This is a genomic window from Kangiella sp. M94 (assembly GCF_054926195.1).
The window spans coordinates 167,966-187,182 of sequence record NZ_CM142903.1 but is presented as its reverse complement, the minus strand read 5'-3'; the positions used below and the strand labels follow the sequence as shown (position 1 = coordinate 187,182).

Annotated in this window: 19 protein-coding genes; 3 read left to right on the top strand and 16 right to left on the bottom strand. The window is 44.4% G+C overall.

The window, feature by feature from the left end:
- Positions 1–87: 87 nt before the first annotated feature.
- The 3 genes from ACYTXU_RS00970 to ACYTXU_RS00960 form a co-directional block, all read right to left on the bottom strand.
- Entirely contained in the window at positions 88–846 is a 759-nt protein-coding gene (locus tag ACYTXU_RS00970; protein ID WP_462207674.1) for a DUF4097 family beta strand repeat-containing protein, read from the bottom strand.
- Positions 847–987: 141 nt separating this feature from the next.
- A complete protein-coding gene (locus ACYTXU_RS00965) occupies positions 988–2,838 on the bottom strand; it encodes an AsmA family protein (RefSeq protein WP_462207673.1) in 1,851 nt (616 codons plus the stop codon).
- Positions 2,839–3,117: 279 nt separating this feature from the next.
- Positions 3,118–4,842 (bottom strand): glutamine--tRNA ligase/YqeY domain fusion protein, encoded by a 1,725-nt coding sequence (locus ACYTXU_RS00960; protein ID WP_462207672.1) that lies wholly within the window; start codon positions 4,840–4,842, stop codon positions 3,118–3,120.
- A 222-nt stretch (positions 4,843–5,064) separates the two neighbouring features.
- On the opposite strand from ACYTXU_RS00960, the gene ACYTXU_RS00955 reads away from it, so the two are divergent.
- From ACYTXU_RS00955 to dxs, 3 genes are read left to right on the top strand one after another with little or no spacing between them, the layout of a single operon-like run.
- Positions 5,065–5,310, top strand: a complete 246-nt coding sequence (locus ACYTXU_RS00955) for an exodeoxyribonuclease VII small subunit (RefSeq protein ID WP_462207670.1) — start codon at positions 5,065–5,067, stop codon at positions 5,308–5,310.
- A 12-nt stretch (positions 5,311–5,322) separates the two neighbouring features.
- Positions 5,323–6,213: a (2E,6E)-farnesyl diphosphate synthase gene (ispA, locus tag ACYTXU_RS00950; protein WP_462207669.1), complete on the top strand. Its 891-nt coding sequence runs from the start codon at positions 5,323–5,325 to the stop codon at positions 6,211–6,213.
- A 15-nt stretch (positions 6,214–6,228) separates the two neighbouring features.
- Positions 6,229–8,067: a 1-deoxy-D-xylulose-5-phosphate synthase gene (gene dxs / locus ACYTXU_RS00945; RefSeq protein WP_462207667.1), complete on the top strand. Its 1,839-nt coding sequence runs from the start codon at positions 6,229–6,231 to the stop codon at positions 8,065–8,067.
- Positions 8,068–8,323: 256 nt separating this feature from the next.
- Here the strand turns inward: dxs and ACYTXU_RS00940 are convergent, their stop codons facing one another.
- The 13 genes from ACYTXU_RS00940 to ACYTXU_RS00880 form a co-directional block, all read right to left on the bottom strand.
- Positions 8,324–9,583, bottom strand: a complete 1,260-nt coding sequence (locus tag ACYTXU_RS00940) for a tail fiber domain-containing protein (RefSeq protein WP_462207665.1) — start codon at positions 9,581–9,583, stop codon at positions 8,324–8,326.
- A gap of 10 nt (positions 9,584–9,593) precedes the next feature.
- Positions 9,594–10,073, bottom strand: coding sequence for a hypothetical protein (locus tag ACYTXU_RS00935; protein WP_462207663.1), 480 nt, complete (start codon positions 10,071–10,073; stop codon positions 9,594–9,596).
- Positions 10,074–10,594: 521 nt separating this feature from the next.
- Positions 10,595–11,110: a hypothetical protein gene (locus tag ACYTXU_RS00930; RefSeq protein ID WP_462207661.1), complete on the bottom strand. Its 516-nt coding sequence runs from the start codon at positions 11,108–11,110 to the stop codon at positions 10,595–10,597.
- 16 nt (positions 11,111–11,126) lie between these two features.
- Positions 11,127–11,597, bottom strand: a complete 471-nt coding sequence (locus tag ACYTXU_RS00925; RefSeq protein WP_462207659.1) for a phosphatidylglycerophosphatase A family protein — start codon at positions 11,595–11,597, stop codon at positions 11,127–11,129.
- A 23-nt stretch (positions 11,598–11,620) separates the two neighbouring features.
- Positions 11,621–12,592: a thiamine-phosphate kinase gene (gene thiL, locus ACYTXU_RS00920; protein ID WP_462207658.1), complete on the bottom strand. Its 972-nt coding sequence runs from the start codon at positions 12,590–12,592 to the stop codon at positions 11,621–11,623.
- Between the two features lie 23 nt (positions 12,593–12,615).
- Positions 12,616–13,044 carry a transcription antitermination factor NusB gene (gene nusB / locus ACYTXU_RS00915; protein WP_462207657.1) on the bottom strand — a complete coding sequence of 143 codons (429 nt, stop codon included), beginning with the start codon at positions 13,042–13,044 and terminating at the stop codon, positions 12,616–12,618.
- Entirely contained in the window at positions 13,041–13,526 is a 486-nt protein-coding gene (gene ribH / locus ACYTXU_RS00910) for a 6,7-dimethyl-8-ribityllumazine synthase (RefSeq protein WP_462207655.1), read from the bottom strand. The genes nusB and ribH overlap by 4 nt, the downstream gene beginning before the upstream one ends.
- Positions 13,527–13,686: 160 nt before the next feature.
- Positions 13,687–14,805 carry a bifunctional 3,4-dihydroxy-2-butanone-4-phosphate synthase/GTP cyclohydrolase II gene (gene ribBA / locus ACYTXU_RS00905; RefSeq protein WP_462207653.1) on the bottom strand — a complete coding sequence of 373 codons (1,119 nt, stop codon included), beginning with the start codon at positions 14,803–14,805 and terminating at the stop codon, positions 13,687–13,689.
- 13 nt (positions 14,806–14,818) lie between these two features.
- The gene (locus ACYTXU_RS00900) at positions 14,819–15,427 is read right to left on the bottom strand and encodes a riboflavin synthase (protein ID WP_462207652.1); all 609 of its coding nucleotides are present in this window, start codon (positions 15,425–15,427) and stop codon (positions 14,819–14,821) included.
- Positions 15,428–15,490: 63 nt separating this feature from the next.
- A complete protein-coding gene (ribD, locus tag ACYTXU_RS00895) occupies positions 15,491–16,606 on the bottom strand; it encodes a bifunctional diaminohydroxyphosphoribosylaminopyrimidine deaminase/5-amino-6-(5-phosphoribosylamino)uracil reductase RibD (RefSeq protein WP_462207650.1) in 1,116 nt (371 codons plus the stop codon).
- A gap of 55 nt (positions 16,607–16,661) precedes the next feature.
- Entirely contained in the window at positions 16,662–17,123 is a 462-nt protein-coding gene (gene nrdR, locus ACYTXU_RS00890; protein ID WP_012800404.1) for a transcriptional regulator NrdR, read from the bottom strand.
- Positions 17,124–17,159: 36 nt separating this feature from the next.
- Positions 17,160–18,413: a serine hydroxymethyltransferase gene (gene glyA, locus ACYTXU_RS00885; protein WP_462207649.1), complete on the bottom strand. Its 1,254-nt coding sequence runs from the start codon at positions 18,411–18,413 to the stop codon at positions 17,160–17,162.
- A gap of 138 nt (positions 18,414–18,551) precedes the next feature.
- Positions 18,552–19,160 (bottom strand): transglycosylase SLT domain-containing protein, encoded by a 609-nt coding sequence (locus tag ACYTXU_RS00880; protein WP_462207648.1) that lies wholly within the window; start codon positions 19,158–19,160, stop codon positions 18,552–18,554.
- Positions 19,161–19,217: the final 57 nt, after the last annotated feature.

Here is a 19,217-nt window from a genome sequence, read left to right as displayed (position 1 = left end):
GGAGTCCGTTAAGAATCCGCCCAATAGGTTGCGAAAAGAGTCCCAGAGGATACTTCAGGGGTGTTGAACTCTTTAATTTAAAGAATCTCAGTTCTTTAAAATTTCAATATCGCCATTAACCGTATCAAATGACAAGCTGGCGCCACCACCGTTATAGGAACCATTCATCTCGGCGCCAACATACTCACCTTCATCTACTTCAATACCAAAATCATTACTGAGATCGCCATTTAAAGTTTCTGAGGACAATCTAAACGAAGCATCGGCTGGGGCATAAACTGCTATATCACCATTAACGCTATCCGCCTTAACTCTTTGTGAGGAGCCTAAACGGTCCATACGAATAACGATTTTGCCATTCACAGTATCGGCAGACACATCGCCAGAAGAGCCTTCAATGGTAATCTTGCCATTAACAGCATCAGCCTGGACATCACTACGCATACCCACAATAGTGATAGCTCCATTGACCGAATCAATCGAATTAAGCTTGGCTTTATTAGGTACCTTCAACACAAAGTCCACTTCGCCAGAGCCACCGCCCCAGCTAAACATACCAGAACTTTTGAAATCCACTTCAACGTCAAAGTCCTTGTCAGTGTGGTCAATAATCACTTCGATACGTTCTAGATCTTTCTGATTGTCGGCAGTAATCACATATTCCAAAGCAATTTCATCTTTATCCCAGCCACTAACTTCAATACTACCGTTAATATTTTCAACGGAAACAGAGCCAGTAGCGCTGAAATCATAAGTTTGTGAAAAGCTTTTGCTTTCTTCCGCCTGACTAGCTGTACCAAAAACTGATAAAGCCACTATGGCACTTGTGTAAATTAATGTTTTCATCGTTAACCCTCATTTTGTTAATACATCTATTGGATGCCCGTTCTTGGCAAAGGGTTTAGTTGAGCATCAATTATTTATATAAAAAACGCCCTCAAATGAGGGCGTAGACCAACTAACAATTACTTTTTGTTGCGACAAGGACTACTGGTCATCTTCTTTCTTGCGTCGCAGTAAGTCTTTTAGTTTATCTTCGACTTTCTCTTTCGCTTCATCCTCTAACTCCTGTTTTTTCTCATCAATTTTTCCCTGGTATTCGGCTTTGAGGATTGCTTCATAATCAATATTGGCTTTTGGCTCAGCCCAGGTACCTTTTAGTTCAAAAGGAAGCTTCTTCCCAGCCAGCTTAGGATATTTAGCTTCCACCTGCTCTTTTAAAGCACCTTTTAGAACCAGCTGAAAGTTGCCGCCAATAGATTCCTTATTGGCATCGGTAGTTGCCCTGCCGAGCAAATCAAACAGAGGAGAATTAATCGCAAAGTTTGACAAGTTAATAACACCATTATCGGCTTTCAAGTCACCTTTTAACCCGGCAAATACCGTTTTGCCGCTGTAACTTTCTTTATTCAGACTCTGTAGGCTTAAACCAGATGCAATCAGTTTTTCGATATCAATCCCCATCAAGGCACCGTCTGATAAATTGATATGGCCGGTACCATTTAGGTTTTGCAGCATCTGCTTAACGTCTACACCTTTGGTCTTCATATCAAGATCGAGAGCACCCAGCCCTGACAGGCGCTCAAAGCCAAAGAAAGCCGCGAGCAAATCACCCACCTGAATATTGTTTAAATCTGGTTGTACTGCAAGCGCCAATGGCTGGCTCGCAAAATTAACGCTAGCAGTAGTTGCTAACTCGCCCTGGAAAGCCTGAGCCTTAAAGGGATCGAGGTGCAATGTAGCTCCCTTATTAAATACCTTGGCCGTAACCTGCGTAAACTTGGTGTTTTTTAAATTTAAGCTACCAACTGCCAGGTCACCTTGAATACGGGATTTTTTAAGGAAGTCGGCAACTGGCGAAAAGTCGGCTTCAGCTTTTGCTGTGGACTCTTTCTTGCCGCTTGTTGCCATCAACCGATCAAGAGTTAAGCTGTCCGCATTCATACTAACTTTAATATCATTAATATCCCCCAGACCTGCCGAGGCTTTAAGTGTCACCGACTGGTCATCAAGTGTCACCGCACCCTGATGCTCAATCAATGTACGTTTACTGTCCATAATGACCGATAAGGTCCCAGCCAAGCCAACAGTCTGGATGGTACTTGAAACATTATCGACACTGGCATCCATCTTTTGTACATTAATTTGCTTAAAGTCCTGACTGATTTTCAAATCACCAGCCAAAGCCCATAACATGACCGGCTTATTAACTTCACCAGCAATTTTACCGTTTGCAGAAACCGGCCTGAACTCTCCTGGACGGAAGTCTTCAATCATTAGCTGCTCTAAAGTAAAGCTTTGGCTCAGCTTGTTATTGGCATCAAACTGATTGACGGTAAAATTATTAAGTTCTAGCTTCTGCAGACTCAAAGCTAAAGCGTCCGCCTCAGGGGTTTCTTTAACGGTATCTTTAGTCTCTGCTTTTTGTAACGCCTCAGTAAAAGCTTGTAGGTTTGACTTACCTTGCGGGCCACTGGTCATATTTAAGGTTGCATCGCTCACTGTCACGGCGCCAACTTCAATATCACCACTGAATAAAGGCATCAACTTGATACTGGCGGACACAGCGCCAATGGTCAGAGCTGGGTCTCTTTGTGGAAATGCAGGGGGCTGCGATAAACTGACACCACCGGTTTCAATCGCTAACCATGGGAAAAATGATAGGCTTAAATCTTGTTCAATCACTAGCTCAGCGCCGGTTCTTTCTTTAACCTGAGTAATAAGAGTAGATTTAACCTGATCACTGTTAAAGAAAATCATTAAAGCAACGGCAGCCACGATAAACAGGGCAACCACTGCTATCACTAGCCTGAGGCTCCATTTTAGTAAAGTTTTCATTTTTAAATCCTGTAAAAATCAATCGGTTACCATTAGATTAACAGTAATTTTTGATAGTTCCATGCATCTTTTGGCAAAAACTTTGAACTTTTTATAAGAATGAGTGACAAACTTAACAGATAAGTTGTCATTGTTAGTTCATGGAAAGTTACTTTTTAGACAAGCTTTTAGACCTAGATCTTAGAACTCAGAACCCTCAGACCTAGTCCCCCTAAAAGAGTTAAGGCCAATCGAAAGATTGGCCTTTTTATTTTCAAGCTTTAATCGACACAGTAAGCGTTAAGAATTAGCGTCTTTATCCGACCAGGAATCACGCAATGTGACAGTACGATTAAAGACCAGATTATCCGCCGAGAACTCATAGCGATCCGCAGTAAAATATCCCTCACGTTCAAACTGGAAGCGATCTTCAGGATTTGCCTGCACCAAACTCGGCTCAACCATGGCGGTAATCACTGCAAAAGAATCTGGATTTAATGCCTCCAGAAAGTTATCCATTGCACCAGGATTAGGCACATTGAACAAACGGTCATATAAGCGAATCGTGGCAGTTTTTCCGTGTTTAGCAGAAACCCAGTGAATAACACCACGCACCTTACGCCCCTCCGGGTTCTTACCTAAAGTATCTGGGTCATAAGTACAATGAAGTTCCTTAATCTCACCATTTTCGTCCAGAATCGCTTCGTTGGCTTTAATCACATAAGCATTACGCAAACGCACTTCGCCATCCTTGACCAGACGCTTGTATTTTTTATTAGCACTTTCACGATAATCCGCACGGTCAATATAAACTTCGCGACTAAAAGGTAGATCACGCGTGCCCATTTCTTCAAACTTGGGGTGGTTGTTACCCGTAAGAATTTCTTCTTTGTCTTCCGGGTAATTGGTAATAATGACCTTGATCGGATCTAGCACCGCCATGCGACGCTGAGTAGACTTATCCAGATCATCACGCACATTATCTTCCAGCAAAATCATGTCGGTGACACTATTGACCTTGCTAATACCAACGGCATCGCAGAAGTTACGAATCGATGCCGGAGTATAGCCGCGACGACGCATACCTGAAATGGTTGGCATACGCGGATCATCCCAGCCGTCCACACGCTTTTCTTCCACCAGCTGAGTTAGCTTACGCTTGGAAGTAATGGTGTAAGCAAGGTTCAAACGCGAAAACTCGATTTGCTGCGGATGGCAGTCAATCGTGATGTTATCCAGCACCCAGTCATACAGCGGACGGTTAACTTCAAACTCAAGTGTACATAAAGAATGCGTGATACCTTCCAACGCATCGGAAATACAGTGAGTGAAGTCATACATTGGATAAATGCACCACTTGTCACCGGTACGAATATGATGGAAACGCTTAATTCGATACAAAACAGGATCGCGCATCAACATGTTCGGATGCGACATATCAATCTTGGCACGTAACACCATTTGCCCATCGGCAAAATCACCAGCTTTCATACGACGAAACTGAGCTAAACTCTCTTCAAATGGACGGTCACGGTATGGACTTTCAGTGCCAGGTGTCTGGAAATTACCACGGTTTTCTGCAATTTTGTCAGCAGGCTGTTCGTCCACATAGGCCTTACCCTTTTGAATGAGTTCTTCAGCGAAGACATACAGCTGATCAAAGTAATCTGAAGCATGATGTACTTCACCTTTCCATTCAAAGCCAAGCCAGTGCACATCTTCCTGAATCGCTTTGGCAAATTCTTCACTTTCTTTTTCAGGGTTGGTATCGTCAAAACGCAAATTACAGGGCGCGTCATAGTCACGCGCGATACCGAAATTCAGGCAAATTGATTTAGCATGCCCTACATGCAGATAGCCATTCGGTTCTGGCGGGAAACGAGTGTGTACTCGCCCTTCATTCTTATTATTGGCAATATCTTCGTTAATCTTGTTACGAATAAAGTTGGTCGGAGTGACTTTTTCCGCACCGCTCGTGGCATTAGCCGTAACATTATCTGTAGTCTTGTCAGTCGCTGAACTCATGAATCTGCCATTAGGCGCAATAATGCGCAAATTAAGTAAATGTCTAGGATAGGTGGGGATTTTAGCGATATTTACAAGCTAATGCGACACTTGAACCGTACCAGACGCAACTTTTTCAATGAAAAGCAGCTGCAGGGCAACTTGTTCGCGCGCTCCTTTTCTTTTTACTATCAATATAGGACAATAAGGACAATTATCACATCCAAACCTTGATCAATACTTATGCCTGCAAAGAATGCCCCCGCAAAAAAAACGACCAGCGTTAATTTTGAAAGCCAGTTACAGGAACTGGAGACTATTGTTGAGCAGCTTGAAGGGGGAGAATTGCCTCTCGATGAAGCTCTCAAAGTATTCGAGAAAGGCGTCAAGTTATCCCGCCAATGCCAACAGCTGCTCTCAGAAGCGGAACAGAAAGTAACCATACTGATGGACAATCAGGAACAGGCTTTCGAAGTCGACGACGAATAAGCCTAACTCTCAATGACTACTCACCAACAACTTGAACACTGGCAAGACCGGATTTGCCAGTTATTAACGACGCGCCTACCCGGGGATGACAGCAATCCAAAAAGTTTGCATCAGGCCATGCGCTACGGTGCCCTTAACGGTGGCAAACGTATTCGCCCTACGCTGGTGTATATGACTGGACAAGCCCTAGGTGCTGAGCTTTCTGATTTAGATTGTCCTGCTCTGGCGGTTGAGCTAATTCACTGCTATTCGCTGGTGCATGACGATTTACCGGCAATGGATGATGATGACTTACGTCGTGGTAAACCGACCTGTCATATTCAGTTCGGTGAGGCCACCGCGATATTGGCCGGTGATGCTTTGCATACACAGGCCTTTGAAGAGCTGGCCAGCCATTCCTTTTCGGATACGGCCCAACCGCAACAGTTACAAATGATCCAATTACTGGCTCACGCCAGTGGTTCATTGGGGATGGGTGGCGGTCAGGCCATTGATCTGGAATCAACCTCTAAGGTCATAGATTTAGCCACGCTGGAACAAATGCATCGCATGAAAACCGGAGCATTAATCAAAGCCAGCGTTCTTCTGGGCGCCTTGTGCGCCGGCAAGCTGGATGAGCAGGAGCAACACTCGCTTGAGCAATATGCCGATGCGATTGGGCTGGCCTTTCAGGTCAAAGACGATATTCTCGATATTGAGTCCGATACCAGCACCCTTGGCAAGCCGCAAGGCTCTGATTTGGCCAAGGATAAGAACACTTATCCGGCCTTACTTGGCCTCGATGGTTCTAAGCAAAAATTAGCCGATTTATTGGATTTATCCCTACAAGCGCTGTCTAAGTTGCCGTACAATACCGACTCCCTCGCCGAGTTGGCGAATTATATAGTCAATCGTAACGCTTAATTGCCGCAAAACCCTATGAGCTCTGAAAAATACCCTTTATTAATGCACATTGACTCGCCCAATGACCTCAGGCAGCTAGAGAAGTCTCAGCTGACTGAAGTGGCGGATGAGCTACGTCAGTACCTCATAGACACTATCAGCCAATGTGGTGGGCACTTTGCAGCTGGTCTCGGCACGGTAGAGCTCACTGTAGCCTTGCACTATATGTTTAATACCCCAGAGGATCGCATTGTGTGGGACGTGGGCCATCAAGCCTATCCACACAAAGTCCTTACAGGTCGGCGCGACCAGTTACAAACCATTCGTCAAACTGACGGCCTGCACCCATTCCCGGTGCGTACCGAGTCTGAATACGATACCTTTGCAGTCGGCCACTCCAGCACTTCCATCAGCGCGGCCCTGGGCATGGCGCTGGCAGCCAAACAACAAGGCGAAGACCGCCATTGTGTGGCCGTCATTGGTGATGGTGCTCTAACCGGCGGCATGGCTTTCGAAGCCATGAATCACGCAGCCGATACTGATGCTAACGTATTGGTTATTCTGAACGATAATGAAATGTCGATTTCAGAAAATGTCGGCGGTATGAATAAATATCTGGCCAAATTACTGGCTGGTCGTTTTTACCAGCGCGTTCGCGAAACCGGCAAAAAAGCATTACACAATATCAAGCCACTGTCCGACTTTGTCAGCCGTGCCGAAGAACACATGAAAGGCATGGTTCTACCGGGCACTTTGTTTGAAGAATTGGGCTTTAATTATAATGGTCCGATTGATGGCCATGATCTGCCTACTCTATTAAATACTCTGAACAATATTAAAGAGCTGCAAGGCCCGCAGTTTTTACACATAGTTACTCGCAAGGGTAAAGGCTATGAGCCAGCGGAAAATGATCCGATTGCCTATCACGGCGTACCGATTTTTGATCCAAAAGACAGCAGTCTGCCGAAAGGTAAAAAGCCTAAAACCTATTCCAATATCTTTGGTGATTTTCTGTGTGATATTGCCGCCAAAGATGAACGCGTGATTGGTATAACGCCAGCCATGCGTGAGGGCTCTGATTTGATTCGTTTCTCGCGCGAATTTCCTGAACGTTATTATGATGTCGGCATTGCCGAGCAACACGCAGTCACAGTGTCTGCTGGTTTAGCTTGCGAAGGGTTAAAACCTGTTTGCGCTATTTATTCGACCTTTTTGCAACGTGGTTACGATCAACTGATTCATGATGTGGCACTACAGAATCTTGATGTGTTATTTGCCATAGATCGTGGCGGTTTGGTTGGTGGCGATGGTGCCACCCATAATGGTGTCTTTGATCTTAGCTACCTGCGCTGCATTCCCAATATGGTCATCATGACTCCCAGTGATGAAAACGAATGTCGCCAATGCCTGTACACCGGCTATTTATACGAAGGCCCAGTAGCAGTTCGTTATCCGCGTGGCGTTGGTAGCGGCATTGAGCCGGAACAAACCTTTACTCCATTCCCAATCGGTAAAGGCAGCATCAAACGTCGCGGTGAAAAGGTGGCCATTCTAGCCTTTGGTTCAATGGTACAAACCGCCATGGAAGCCGCCGAGAAAATCCATGCCACCGTCGCCGACATGCGCTTCGTTAAACCATTGGATGAAGAGTTAATCAGACAATTAGCCGAAACCCACGAGCAATTTATGACCATCGAAGAAAACGCCATCATGGGCGGCGCAGGTTCAGCCATCAACGAATTCCTATTGAATAACGACATTCAAATCAAAGTCAAAAACTTAGGCATTCCCGATCGCTTTGTTGAACATGGCGATACCAAAGAATTGTTTAAAAGAATTGACTTAACTGCCGAAGATATTGTTGAGAGTTTATAACTGTCATTGGATTTGGACTTAATCGAAGAAGAGTTAGGCGGCTTTATATCTGCTAGACAAATTTATACATATAAGAAGCACATTGCTTTACCACTTAAGTAAAAACAAAAACGTCTTTCACCTGATGGCATAATTGATAGCTTTATCAAGCTGGTTAAGTCTTGCTCTACAACAAATTCTACTCATGTAATTGTGTAATTCTTTGACAAAATAAAAAAGCCTCCTAAGAGGCTTTTTTATTAGCATAGCAACTTGATTATTCTGTTGCCAGAGCCTGTTTTAGTAAGCTCTTAAGCTCAGCAATTTCTTGCTCTTGCTTTTCAACTTTATCATTCAAAGCTTGAATTGCTGCGAACGAAACGCCAGCCATATCAAGAGTTGAAATATGGCGGTTATCATCTCCATTAAGGCCAAATGCCGCATGGAAATCTTGAGCCATAGGTCCTAAATGCTCTTTATCAAGATCATCTTTATAAGTCCATTTGTTAATTGGAATTTGAGCAACTTTGTTAAGAACATCTTGTCTGTCTACTGACTTGATATTGGTTTTGCTGTTCACATCCGACATTTGAGTCAAGCTTCCTGCAAGAATTAAATTACCGTTCGGTCTTAAGTCAAACACTCCGCTTCCCCCTGGACCCATTTTTACTTGTCCAGCTTCAGTCATTGACCATTCAGCTCCGGGTGTATTGATGTTGTCGAACTGGAATGTATTGCTGGCACTCATAGAAAAACGCCATTCAGCGCCATTACTGCTATTTTTAAGAGCCAACTGTGGTGCGCCGTTATTTTCCAGCTCCAACATAACTCGATTTGCAGTTGTGCCGTTAGTTTCTTCAACTTTTAGTGCAGCAGTTCCGTCCGAGCGTAAAACATGTAACGACGAGTCCGCCGAAGATGTACCCATTCCAACATTACCACCATCAACAATATGTATTGAGCTTGTTGGAGCGCCTGGCTTAATTCTAAAAGGTAATGTACTACCATTGGTCACATCACGAATAAAAAAGTTCGCTTCATTACCCGCCATATCCCAAGTTTGCGGTGTCCAACCACCCGAATTATCCTGCTCTAATCTTAACGTCGGCGTATCACTATCAACTGTGTGAATTTCTGTTACTGGGGAGTTAGTTCCCAAACCGATCCGACCTGTTGCATCAACTACTAATGAGTTTGAAGGTGCCGTGGCTTCAATCCTAAATGGAACTGTCACACCTGTAGAGTCCTCAACAGAGAAGTGGCTTGTTTCGCCGCTACCTGTATCATTAATAATGATTCGCCAATCATTAGTAGGAAAAGAACCAGAAGAACTCGTATCCTCAAAGTGAATTCTCAAGTTGTTCTCTTTTAATCTGACAGTATCAAAACTAAAAGCCTCACCATCCACACAGTCTATACCTACGCAGTGACTTCCTTGAACAATAACGTCATCTGCATGGACGATATCTGCTTTCGCATCCATACCTACTGCAGCTGCAAAAACTGCTAACCCCATTACACTTTTGTTCTTAAACATATCCCTTCTCCTATCTTTGAACGTCATTATTCTGATCGCTTTCTAACTGACCTTCTACAATTCGTCCATTGACTACTGTAAAAGCACCATATAATTTTTCTGCACTACCCAAGGTTCGTTTGGCGTTAACTCTGCCATTCCTTGGATCAGTAACAGCTTCTTCTCCTTCTTGAGTAACGAGTGTCAACTCATACTCATAAAGTCCATCTTCTTTTAGACGGAGCTCATAAACTGGTATTAAAGACTGCCCTTTACTTACTTTATAAGTTTGGCTGATACCATTTGGACCCGAAACTTTGAGTTGTCCTTCCTGGTTATAACTCAAGTCTTTGATATGCAGCTGGTCGGCACTAATTTGCAGCTGCTGCTTTGCATTCGCATTCTGAGCAACAAATAACGCTAATATACCCAAAATGGTAATGCTGATTATTTTTCCTCTATCCATAATATTCCCCTTTTTTGTTAACTGCTTCTCAAATAAAGCATCCATAGAAATACCATAAATTACATAGCATGGGTAGTAAAATAGGTATGGAATAAAGGGCAAAATGGCAATATATGCAAATATATTTTTCAATCTGAAAAAAAAGTTGACACAGGTCGGAGAAGAACGACCTAACCTTTTGATTTTACAAACTAAAGATGGGATTACAGAGCATTTTCAATCGAACTTACAGACCTAACTACAATAACTTTTTTGATGACCAATAAATCAGTGCTTTTGGTTTAACTCTATGAGATGAATAGCCATACTCAAACCAAAGTCAAGAACTTAGGGATTCCTGATCACCTAGTTGAACATGGCGACACCAAAGAATTATTGAAAAGAATTGGTTTAACTACAAACGATATTATTAAGAGTTTGAAGCAAGGTTAACTATAAGAAACATACTGCTCTTGTAGGTTGGTGATGAACAAAGTGAATCCCAACTATATATGCAGCCCTTGTAGGGTACCCTTAGGGCAGGAGCTGCGTCGTGACGCACCCTACATCTCTAATAGTAAGAGTCATTATTGTTTATCCACTTTCCCTGAACCAAAAATATAATAATACTCAGGTGCTTCAGCATTGGGTTCATAAAACCAGTTATGAACAGTCCGAGTGTAGGTCAATGTAGCTTGCTTTTCGGATAGTCTTGAAAACGACATAAGCTCTCTTTCAATCCAAACTCCGCCTTGTCTTTTAACTAAAATATGGAAGCCAAGGACATCAGGATTAATAGAAACTTCACCATCAGTTTCATGCCACTGGTTTTCAGGTGAAGTCTTCTTAAAAAACCTGGGTGGTTCACTTTCAGATACAATGACCTTGATCTCTATAACTGTTCCGACTATATCAGTTTCGTCAAAGTAGTGTTTTAAGTCTTCTGGAAAGGCCTTAATAGTAAACTCTCCCTGCCACTCCCCTGCAAGAGATTCATAAGACTTAATTTGATCAAGTTTATCAGCTATCTTTGATGAATCATCAACCTCTTTCCCCCAACAAGGAAATGTAAAAACCAATAAACAAAGTAATAACTTATTCACAAATAATCCTTTCAGGTTACAGCCAATACAAAGATGTTTGCATGATCAATAAAGCAAAAACACCGGCCAGCAGATCATCGATCATAATACCGAAGCCACCGTGGACTTTTTTGTCGAGCCATTTGATCGGCCAGGGTTTAATGATGTCGAAAATGCGGAACAGGATGAAACCTACAACCGGCCAAATCCAGCCCGCTGGAGCTGCAATCATGGTGACGAAATAGCCGCAGAACTCGTCCCACACAATGCCTGGATGATCGTGGACACCAAGTTTTTTAGCGCTGTAATGACATATGCCAATGCCGACAATGCTTAGCAACACTGTCGTTGCGATATACCAGGGAAGGCTTAGCAAAGATAAGCCATACCAAAGTGGAATGGCGACCAGAGTTCCCCAGGTTCCCGGGGCTTTCGGCAGTAGCCCTGAGCCAAAACCAAAGGCGAGAAAGTGGATAGGGTTTTTAAACACGGTTTGGCTCAAAGACATAGTTGATAGATTCTTATATTGGTTTATTCTGAAAAGTGTTGCCAACCTTGGCGCTTTGATTGATAAGGTTTGCCATTCAATACTAGCTGAAGCTCACCCTTCGCCTCATCCACTATTGTGCCAATTCGATGAACATTCACCTTAAAGTCTTCTGCCAGATTGAGGATCTTGTTGCGCATACTGGGCTTAGCGGTAAAGCATAATTCATAGTCATCACCGCCATTCAATGCAAAATCACGAGCTGCTTCGATGCCAACGCATTGAATCAATTGTTCAGACAGCGGCAATGACGACACTTTAACTTTCGCTGAGCAATGACTTTGCTCAAGGATATGCCCCAGGTCTGCTAATAAACCATCAGAAATATCAATGGCAGCATGCGCCAACTTGGCTAACTTTTTAGCAAAAGTTATGGGAGGACTTGGTCGCAGTAAGCGTTGCCATAAATAGTCTTCTGCTTCGTTAAGCTGTTGAGCCTGTGCTTTATCATGCAAATCTAAAGCCGCTGCCGCATCGCCCAGATATCCGGTGACCCAGATATCATCATCAAGTTGTGCCGACTTTCGTAATAAAACTTTATCAGATTTAACCGTACCCAATACATTGATCGTAATAGTTAATGGCCCCTGTGTAGTGTCACCACCAATCAGCGGAATATCAAATTCTTCGCTCGCTTGTTGCAGACCTGCGCTAAAGGCTTTGAGCCAGTCTGCACTAACGTTGGGCAAAGCCAGTGCCAGCGTGAAACCTAAAGGTTTGGCACCCATAGCAGCCAGATCACTAATGTTAACCGCTAATGATTTATAAGCAATATCGGCTGGATCAATGTCTGAAAAAAAATGAACGCCATCAACCAGTGTATCAACCGAAGTAACTAATTGGCGTTTAGCAGGCACCGAAAGCACGGCACAATCATCACCTATCCCTTCGATCACTGTGTCTGATTTCAATCGGCTAAAACTGAAGTACTCCTTGATCAGTTCAAACTCTTTCATGAGATCATTAACTAACTAATGGGTTATTCGTTTGGGCGCAAAGTTTTGCTGATTTTATCGAGCACACCATTAACGAATTTATGGCCATCAGTTGCACCAAATGTTTTCGCTAACTCAATACCTTCGTTGATGACCACTTTCTTAGGCACATCAATACGTTTTTGTAACTCAAACGCAGATAAGCGAATAATGGCTCGCTCAATCGGATCGATACCTTCAATCTCTCTTTCCAAAGCAGGGGTCAACGCAGCGTCAATTTCATCCAGGCTGGTTAACACACCCGAGAACAACTCCTGAAAATAAACAACGTCCACTTTCTTAGGATTCATAGTCGTCAAATATTGAGCTTCGATTTCGTTCAGCGGATTGTCAGACATTTGCCACTGATAAATTGCCTGCATCGCATATTCTCTTGCACGACGACGGGTAGCGGGCTTAAAAGTAGTACTCATGAGCGTTTCTCTTGTAGTGCGCGAGTTAAATTAATCATTTCAACAGCAGTTGCAGCGGCTTCGCCACCTTTATTCATTTTGGCAGGGTTGGCGCGCTCTTCAGCTTGCGCTTCGGTGTTCACTGTTAATATGCCAAAAATGACAGGGATATCGTTGTCTAAAGAAGTTCGCATCAAGCCAGTGCTGGATTCAGCGCACACATAATCAAAATGCGGAGTGTCACCTCGAATGACCACGCCAATCGCAATCACTGCATCAAACAACTTGGTTTTAGCAACTTGCTGTACTGCGTAGGGTAATTCATATGCCCCTGCCACATCAAACAGCTCAATATTCTCGGCGGGAACTTTAAGCTCCTGCAAACGCTCCTGAGCGCCAGTGATCATTTGATTGATTATCGGCAAATTGAAACGTGCATGGACAATGGCAATGCGGCCACCTTGATATTCTGTTGTAGAAAAGTCTAACTTGAAGTCGCTCATTGGTATGGATTACCTGAAGTTTGGCTTAAATCTTTATGCAAAACGTGGCAGAAGCCACGTTTCGTTTAGTGCTGCTATTGTAATACGAAACTATTGGTTAAGGCTATCTTATGCAGAGCTCCCGCAAAGGAAGCTGCCAACAAAAGTTTCTCGTCATGCTCTATTGTTCAGGTGCTATATTCTCAACAATTTCGAGACCGTAACCCGCCAAGCCGGTATATTGGCTACCTGAACTCAGTAAGCGCATCTTATGCACGCCTAATTCCGCCAGAATCTGCGAGCCAATACCGACAGTACGCTTTTTCTGACGCTTTTGTTCCTGAGTCAAAGGTTCGCCTTTATCTTCCTGCTCAAAGCGACGGATCCGATTAAGAACTTCTTCGCTGGATTCTTTATTGGCCAGCACCACCACAACGCCCTCACCTTCTTTGCCGATGCGCTCAATCGCTTTACTCAGGCCCCAGCCTGGCTTTCTGCCACGCTGCGCTTCCAGCAAATCGCCTAAGCTATCGGTTAAGTGAACACGTACTAACGTCGAAGTATCATTCTTTGGATTACCTTTGACTAAAGCGAAATGCACTTGCCCATCAATGGTGTCACGGTAGGTATGCAAACGGAATTCACCATGCTCAGTCGGCCAATGACACTCACTGACTTTCTCTACGGTTTTCTCTTTAGTGGAACGATACTCAATCAAATCGGCAATGGTGCCCATTTTAAGACCATGCTCCTGAGCAAACTTTTCCAGATCAGGACGACGCGCCATAGTCCCATCTTCATTTAAAATCTCAACGATCACCGCTGCTGGCTCAAAGCCAGCCAAACGCGCTAAATCACAACTCGCCTCGGTGTGACCTGCGCGATTCAAGACACCACCCGGCTTCGCCATAATCGGGAAAATATGACCAGGCTGTACGATGTCCGAAGGTTTTGCATTTGGCGCAACCGCCATTTGTACGGTACGCGCCCGATCTGCTGCTGAAATGCCGGTCGACACCCCTTCCGATGCCTCAATAGACACTGTGAAATTGGTGCTGAAACGCGCGCCATTTTGTTGCGACATGAGTGGCAGGTTCAACTGCTCACAACGCTCACGCGTCATTGGCAAACAGATTAGTCCGCGACCATAACGCGCCATAAAATTAATATCTTCTGGGCGCACCTGACTGGCGGCCATCACTAGATCGCCTTCATTCTCGCGATCTTCATCATCCATCAGAATGACCATTTTGCCCTGACGGATATCTTCAATAATTTCTTCGATGCTATTTAATTGCATAGTTCTCACACATTTATTGAGGTTTTACAGCTCCAGTCTGCATCAAGCGCTCTAAATAACGAGCAATGAGGTCAATTTCCAAATTGACCCTGGTTCCCACTTGATAACTGTCTGCGATAGTTTCTTGCAGTGTATGTGGGACCAGATTGAGGAAAAAACAATCCCCATTGAGTTGGTTGACGGTTAAGCTGGTTCCATCAACCGTAATCGAGCCTTTAATGGCGATATAGTGTAACACGTCCTGCGGTGCTCGAATGGTGTACTGAATTGATCGGCCGGCGTCTTCGATAGCCATCACTTCACCAATGCCATCCACATGTCCGCTGACCATATGACCACCAAATCGAGTGGTCGGAAGCATCGCTTTTTCAAAATTGACTGGCTGCTGCTCCTGATAATGCTTAAAGCAGGTAACCTTAATGGTTTCCACTGACACATCAGCGGCAAAACCATCGTCATATTGTTCAATCACAGTCAAGCAAACACCATTACAGGCAATACTGTCGCCCAACTCAACATCAGACAAATCCAGCTTGCCGGTCTGAAAACGGTAACGTGCATCCTCGCCCTTTGGCTCTATGGCTGCGATGTAACCCGTTGCTTCGATAATTCCAGTAAACATTTTTAAACCCTTTTACTATACGAGCACCTTTCATAAGCAGTCTTTGAAAACTGCTGCCAAAGGTTATTTAATCACTTGATAGGTCAATTTCAGGTCGTCGCCGACGCTGCGCGAATCTACCAGTTTGAGCTCAATGTTACGTTGCATGGTATCTATTGGCAGCGTCATCAATGGTCTTGCCGAACTCCCCATCAGCTTTGGCGCCACAAACACCACCAGTTCATCAATCAAGCCTTGCTCAACAAAAGCACCGACAAGACCGCTACCCGCTTCAACCAGCACATCATTGACGCCAGCCTTCGCCAACTCTTGCAACAGAGCCGTTAAATCAATTTTATGATGGCTAACATCCTCACCAGCTTGCAACAGTGGAACCAGCTTTTGCTCAACATTGGCTGGGTAGTCTTTTGCGGATAAGTGATCACTGACCAACCAGCAGGCGCCTTCACGGCTAAAAATACTGGCATCAGGCTCAATCAAATGCTGAGAATCCACAATGACTCTTAACGGTTGGGTAAAATGAGGATTTGAAGTATAGGCCTGGTCTCGAACATTCATGGAAGGGTTATCGATCACCACGGTACCTGAGCCGGTAATAATGGCTCCGGACTCAGCTCGCAAACGCTGCACATCACGACGAGCTGCAGAACCGGTAATCCATTGGCTTTCACCACTGGCCATTGCCGTTCTACCATCAAGACTCATGGCAATTTTAGCGACCACTCTGGGCAGGTCTTTGCTCATGCGTTTAATAAAGCCAAGATTAAGTTTCTCGGCTTCGCTTTGCATCAGGCCATGCTCAACCTTGATTCCAGCATCAGCCAGGATCTGCATTCCTTTACCCGCCACCAATGGATTCGGATCCAACATGGCCGCTACTACGCGCACGACTCCGGCTTTAACTAATGCTTCGGCGCAAGGGCCCGTTTTGCCGTGATGGGCACAAGGCTCTAGCGTCACATAAGCGGTAGCACCTTTTACAGATTCAGTAGCAAGGTTCAGCGCATTGATTTCAGCATGAGCAAAGCCTCGCTTTTCATGCCATCCTTCACTAAGGATTTGCTCATCTTTTACCAGCACACAACCCACCCGCGGATTGGTTCGGGTCGTAAACCAGCCTCTACGCGCTAATTGAATAGCTCGTGCCATATAGCTGGAATCTTGTGCTGTAAAAGACATATCAGGTATGAATTACCCTTAGAATTGGAAGTTTAACGACGGCAATCAGTTAGTGTCACTCTTTACTATCACTTTGCAATTTATCAATTTCTTCGCGGAATGCATTAACATCCTTGAATCGACGATAGACAGATGCAAAGCGAACATACGCAACTTCATCCAAACCGCGCAACGCCTCAATGATCAGCTCGCCGACTACAGTAGATGGAACTTCGCGCTCACCCAGAGCGCGAATTTGCGAAAGAATTTTATTGATAGCTGCTTCCAGATCTTCAACGCTAACCGGGCGCTTTTCCACCGCTTTAGCTAAGCCTGTTCTAAGTTTGGCTTCGTTAAAGGGCTCACGCGTTCCGTCCGTTTTAATAATCTTGGGCATCACTAGCTCAGCGCTTTCGAAGGTGGTGTACCGCTCGCCACAGGCAAGACATTCTCGGCGACGGCGAACCTGACTGCCGTCAGCGACTAAACGCGAGTCAATAACCTTTGTATCCGGATGGGCGCAAAACGGGCAATGCATAACAGCTCCTTATGTTGCCAATAGCGTTCTTATCAATTAACTGCGATAGACTGGAAAGCGAGCCGCCAATTTCAAGGCTTTTTCTTTCACATCAGCAATCGTCTGCTCGTCAGTGATGTCATCAAGAATATCACAGATCCAGCCTGCAAGCTCAGTTGCCTCAGCTTCCTTGAATCCACGCGTGGTAATGGCTGGTGTCCCCATACGCAAACCACTAGTTACGAAAGGAGAACGTGGCTCATTAGGTACGGTATTTTTGTTGACCGTGATATTGGCTCGACCTAAAGCAGCCTCAGCGTCTTTGCCAGTAATGTCCTTATCGATTAAATCAATCAGGAATAAGTGATTGTCGGTACCGCCGGAAACGATTTTATAGCCACGCTCCATTAATACTTTAGTCATTGCCTGGGCATTTATCTTGACCTGCTTTTGAATAGCTTTGAACTCATCACTCAAAGCTTCTTTAAAAGCGACTGCTTTAGCTGCAATAACGTGCATCAAAGGACCACCCTGACCGCCGGGAAATACAGCTGAATTTAGCTTTTTCTCAAGGTCAGGATTGGAACGAGCAATAATAATACCGCCGCGAGGGCCAGCAAGTGTTTTGTGGGTAGTTGAAGTCACCACATCTGCGTAAGGCACTGGATTTGGATATTCACCCGCAGCAATGAGACCAGCAACGTGTGCCATATCCACAAACAGGAAAGCACCCACTTTATCGGCGATTTCACGGAACTTGGCCCAATCAACAACACGTGAATAAGCTGAGAAGCCAGCCACGATCATTTTAGGTTTATGCTCAAGCGCCAAAGCTTCAACTTGCGCATAATCAATAAAGCCATTCTCATCAACGCCGTATTCAATTGAATGGTAAATTTTGCCTGAAAAATTAACTTTTGAACCATGGGTTAAGTGCCCACCGTCCGACAAGCTCATACCTAAAATGGTATCACCCGGTTTGACTAAAGCCATATAAACAGCAGCATTTGCCTGCGAGCCAGAGTGAGGTTGCACATTGGCGTAATCAGCACCAAACAGTTCTTTCAGGCGCTCAATAGCAAGTTTTTCAGCAACATCCACATACTCACAGCCACCGTAGTAACGCTTGTCCGGATAACCTTCGGCGTACTTGTTGGTTAACACAGAACCTTGGGCTTCCATCACGCGCTGACTGGTATAGTTTTCAGACGCGATCAACTCAATGTGCTCTTCTTGGCGCTTTTTCTCAGCTTCCATCGATGCGAAAAGTTCAGGATCAAACTCTTTTAGTGGCGTGGTGTTGCCCAACATGTGTTAAACCTCAATTATATTAATCAAATTTAATGCCATTTGGCATTTAGAAAGTGGCGCTATTTTAACCTATACGATGCTTAAATGTCTTACAAAATAGATAATTAATAGTTATAACCCTGGATTCAAAAAGCAGATCTAAAACCAGCCTCGATTTGACTCCAGTTCAGCTTGGCATTGCTTATATTGAGCGGCATACATTAATGATTGCGCTTTGACTTTGTCCGCCACCTTAATGAGCCACCCTTTCGAATTATAGGTTTTGCGCTTATAACCTCCCCACCCTTCATGGTAAGCAAGATATTGTTCACGAGCATCCCATTTTGAGATCCCCAAATTTTTATGACTGTGGTAGGTGTACCAACCAATAAAATCAATCGCATCATCAAAATTATCACGCTTAGCACCGTGATTGCCTGTTGAATCACGATAGGCATCCCAGGTTCCTTCTAACGCTTGCGCATAACCGTATGCATTAGAAGGCCTAAAGCCAGGAATAAAACCTAGATACCATTTCCGAGCTGGGCGAATATTTTTTTGAAATTTGGATTCCTGATGCATGATCGCTATTTGAACATGAATAGGCGTGCCCCAGCGCTCCTGAGAGTCCAGAGCAGCTTCATACCAGCCCTCATCTTCTAAAACGCTGCAGGCATCATTGGCATTATCTGGCTGAAAAGATGCACATCCCTTAACCATTAATAACAAGACACAGCTTGTCAATAAACTTAACAACTTCACCGGCAAACCTGTTACCTCTCACAATTTTCTCTTTTTTATTAAAAATAAATATACCTGGCAACA

Coding starts and splice junctions, on each gene's coding strand:
- ACYTXU_RS00970 (WP_462207674.1), bottom strand. CDS start 846: ATGAAAACATTAATTTACACAAGTGCCATAGTGGCTTTATCAGTTTTT.
- ACYTXU_RS00965 (WP_462207673.1), bottom strand. CDS start 2,838: ATGAAAACTTTACTAAAATGGAGCCTCAGGCTAGTGATAGCAGTGGTT.
- ACYTXU_RS00960 (WP_462207672.1), bottom strand. CDS start 4,842: ATGAGTTCAGCGACTGACAAGACTACAGATAATGTTACGGCTAATGCC.
- ACYTXU_RS00955 (WP_462207670.1), top strand. CDS start 5,065: ATGCCTGCAAAGAATGCCCCCGCAAAAAAAACGACCAGCGTTAATTTT.
- ispA (WP_462207669.1), top strand. CDS start 5,323: ATGACTACTCACCAACAACTTGAACACTGGCAAGACCGGATTTGCCAG.
- dxs (WP_462207667.1), top strand. CDS start 6,229: ATGAGCTCTGAAAAATACCCTTTATTAATGCACATTGACTCGCCCAAT.
- ACYTXU_RS00940 (WP_462207665.1), bottom strand. CDS start 9,583: ATGTTTAAGAACAAAAGTGTAATGGGGTTAGCAGTTTTTGCAGCTGCA.
- ACYTXU_RS00935 (WP_462207663.1), bottom strand. CDS start 10,073: ATGGATGCTTTATTTGAGAAGCAGTTAACAAAAAAGGGGAATATTATG.
- ACYTXU_RS00925 (WP_462207659.1), bottom strand. CDS start 11,597: ATGTCTTTGAGCCAAACCGTGTTTAAAAACCCTATCCACTTTCTCGCC.
- thiL (WP_462207658.1), bottom strand. CDS start 12,592: ATGAAAGAGTTTGAACTGATCAAGGAGTACTTCAGTTTTAGCCGATTG.
- nusB (WP_462207657.1), bottom strand. CDS start 13,044: ATGAGTACTACTTTTAAGCCCGCTACCCGTCGTCGTGCAAGAGAATAT.
- ribH (WP_462207655.1), bottom strand. CDS start 13,526: ATGAGCGACTTCAAGTTAGACTTTTCTACAACAGAATATCAAGGTGGC.
- ribBA (WP_462207653.1), bottom strand. CDS start 14,805: ATGCAATTAAATAGCATCGAAGAAATTATTGAAGATATCCGTCAGGGC.
- ACYTXU_RS00900 (WP_462207652.1), bottom strand. CDS start 15,427: ATGTTTACTGGAATTATCGAAGCAACGGGTTACATCGCAGCCATAGAG.
- ribD (WP_462207650.1), bottom strand. CDS start 16,606: ATGTCTTTTACAGCACAAGATTCCAGCTATATGGCACGAGCTATTCAA.
- nrdR (WP_012800404.1), bottom strand. CDS start 17,123: ATGCATTGCCCGTTTTGCGCCCATCCGGATACAAAGGTTATTGACTCG.
- glyA (WP_462207649.1), bottom strand. CDS start 18,413: ATGTTGGGCAACACCACGCCACTAAAAGAGTTTGATCCTGAACTTTTC.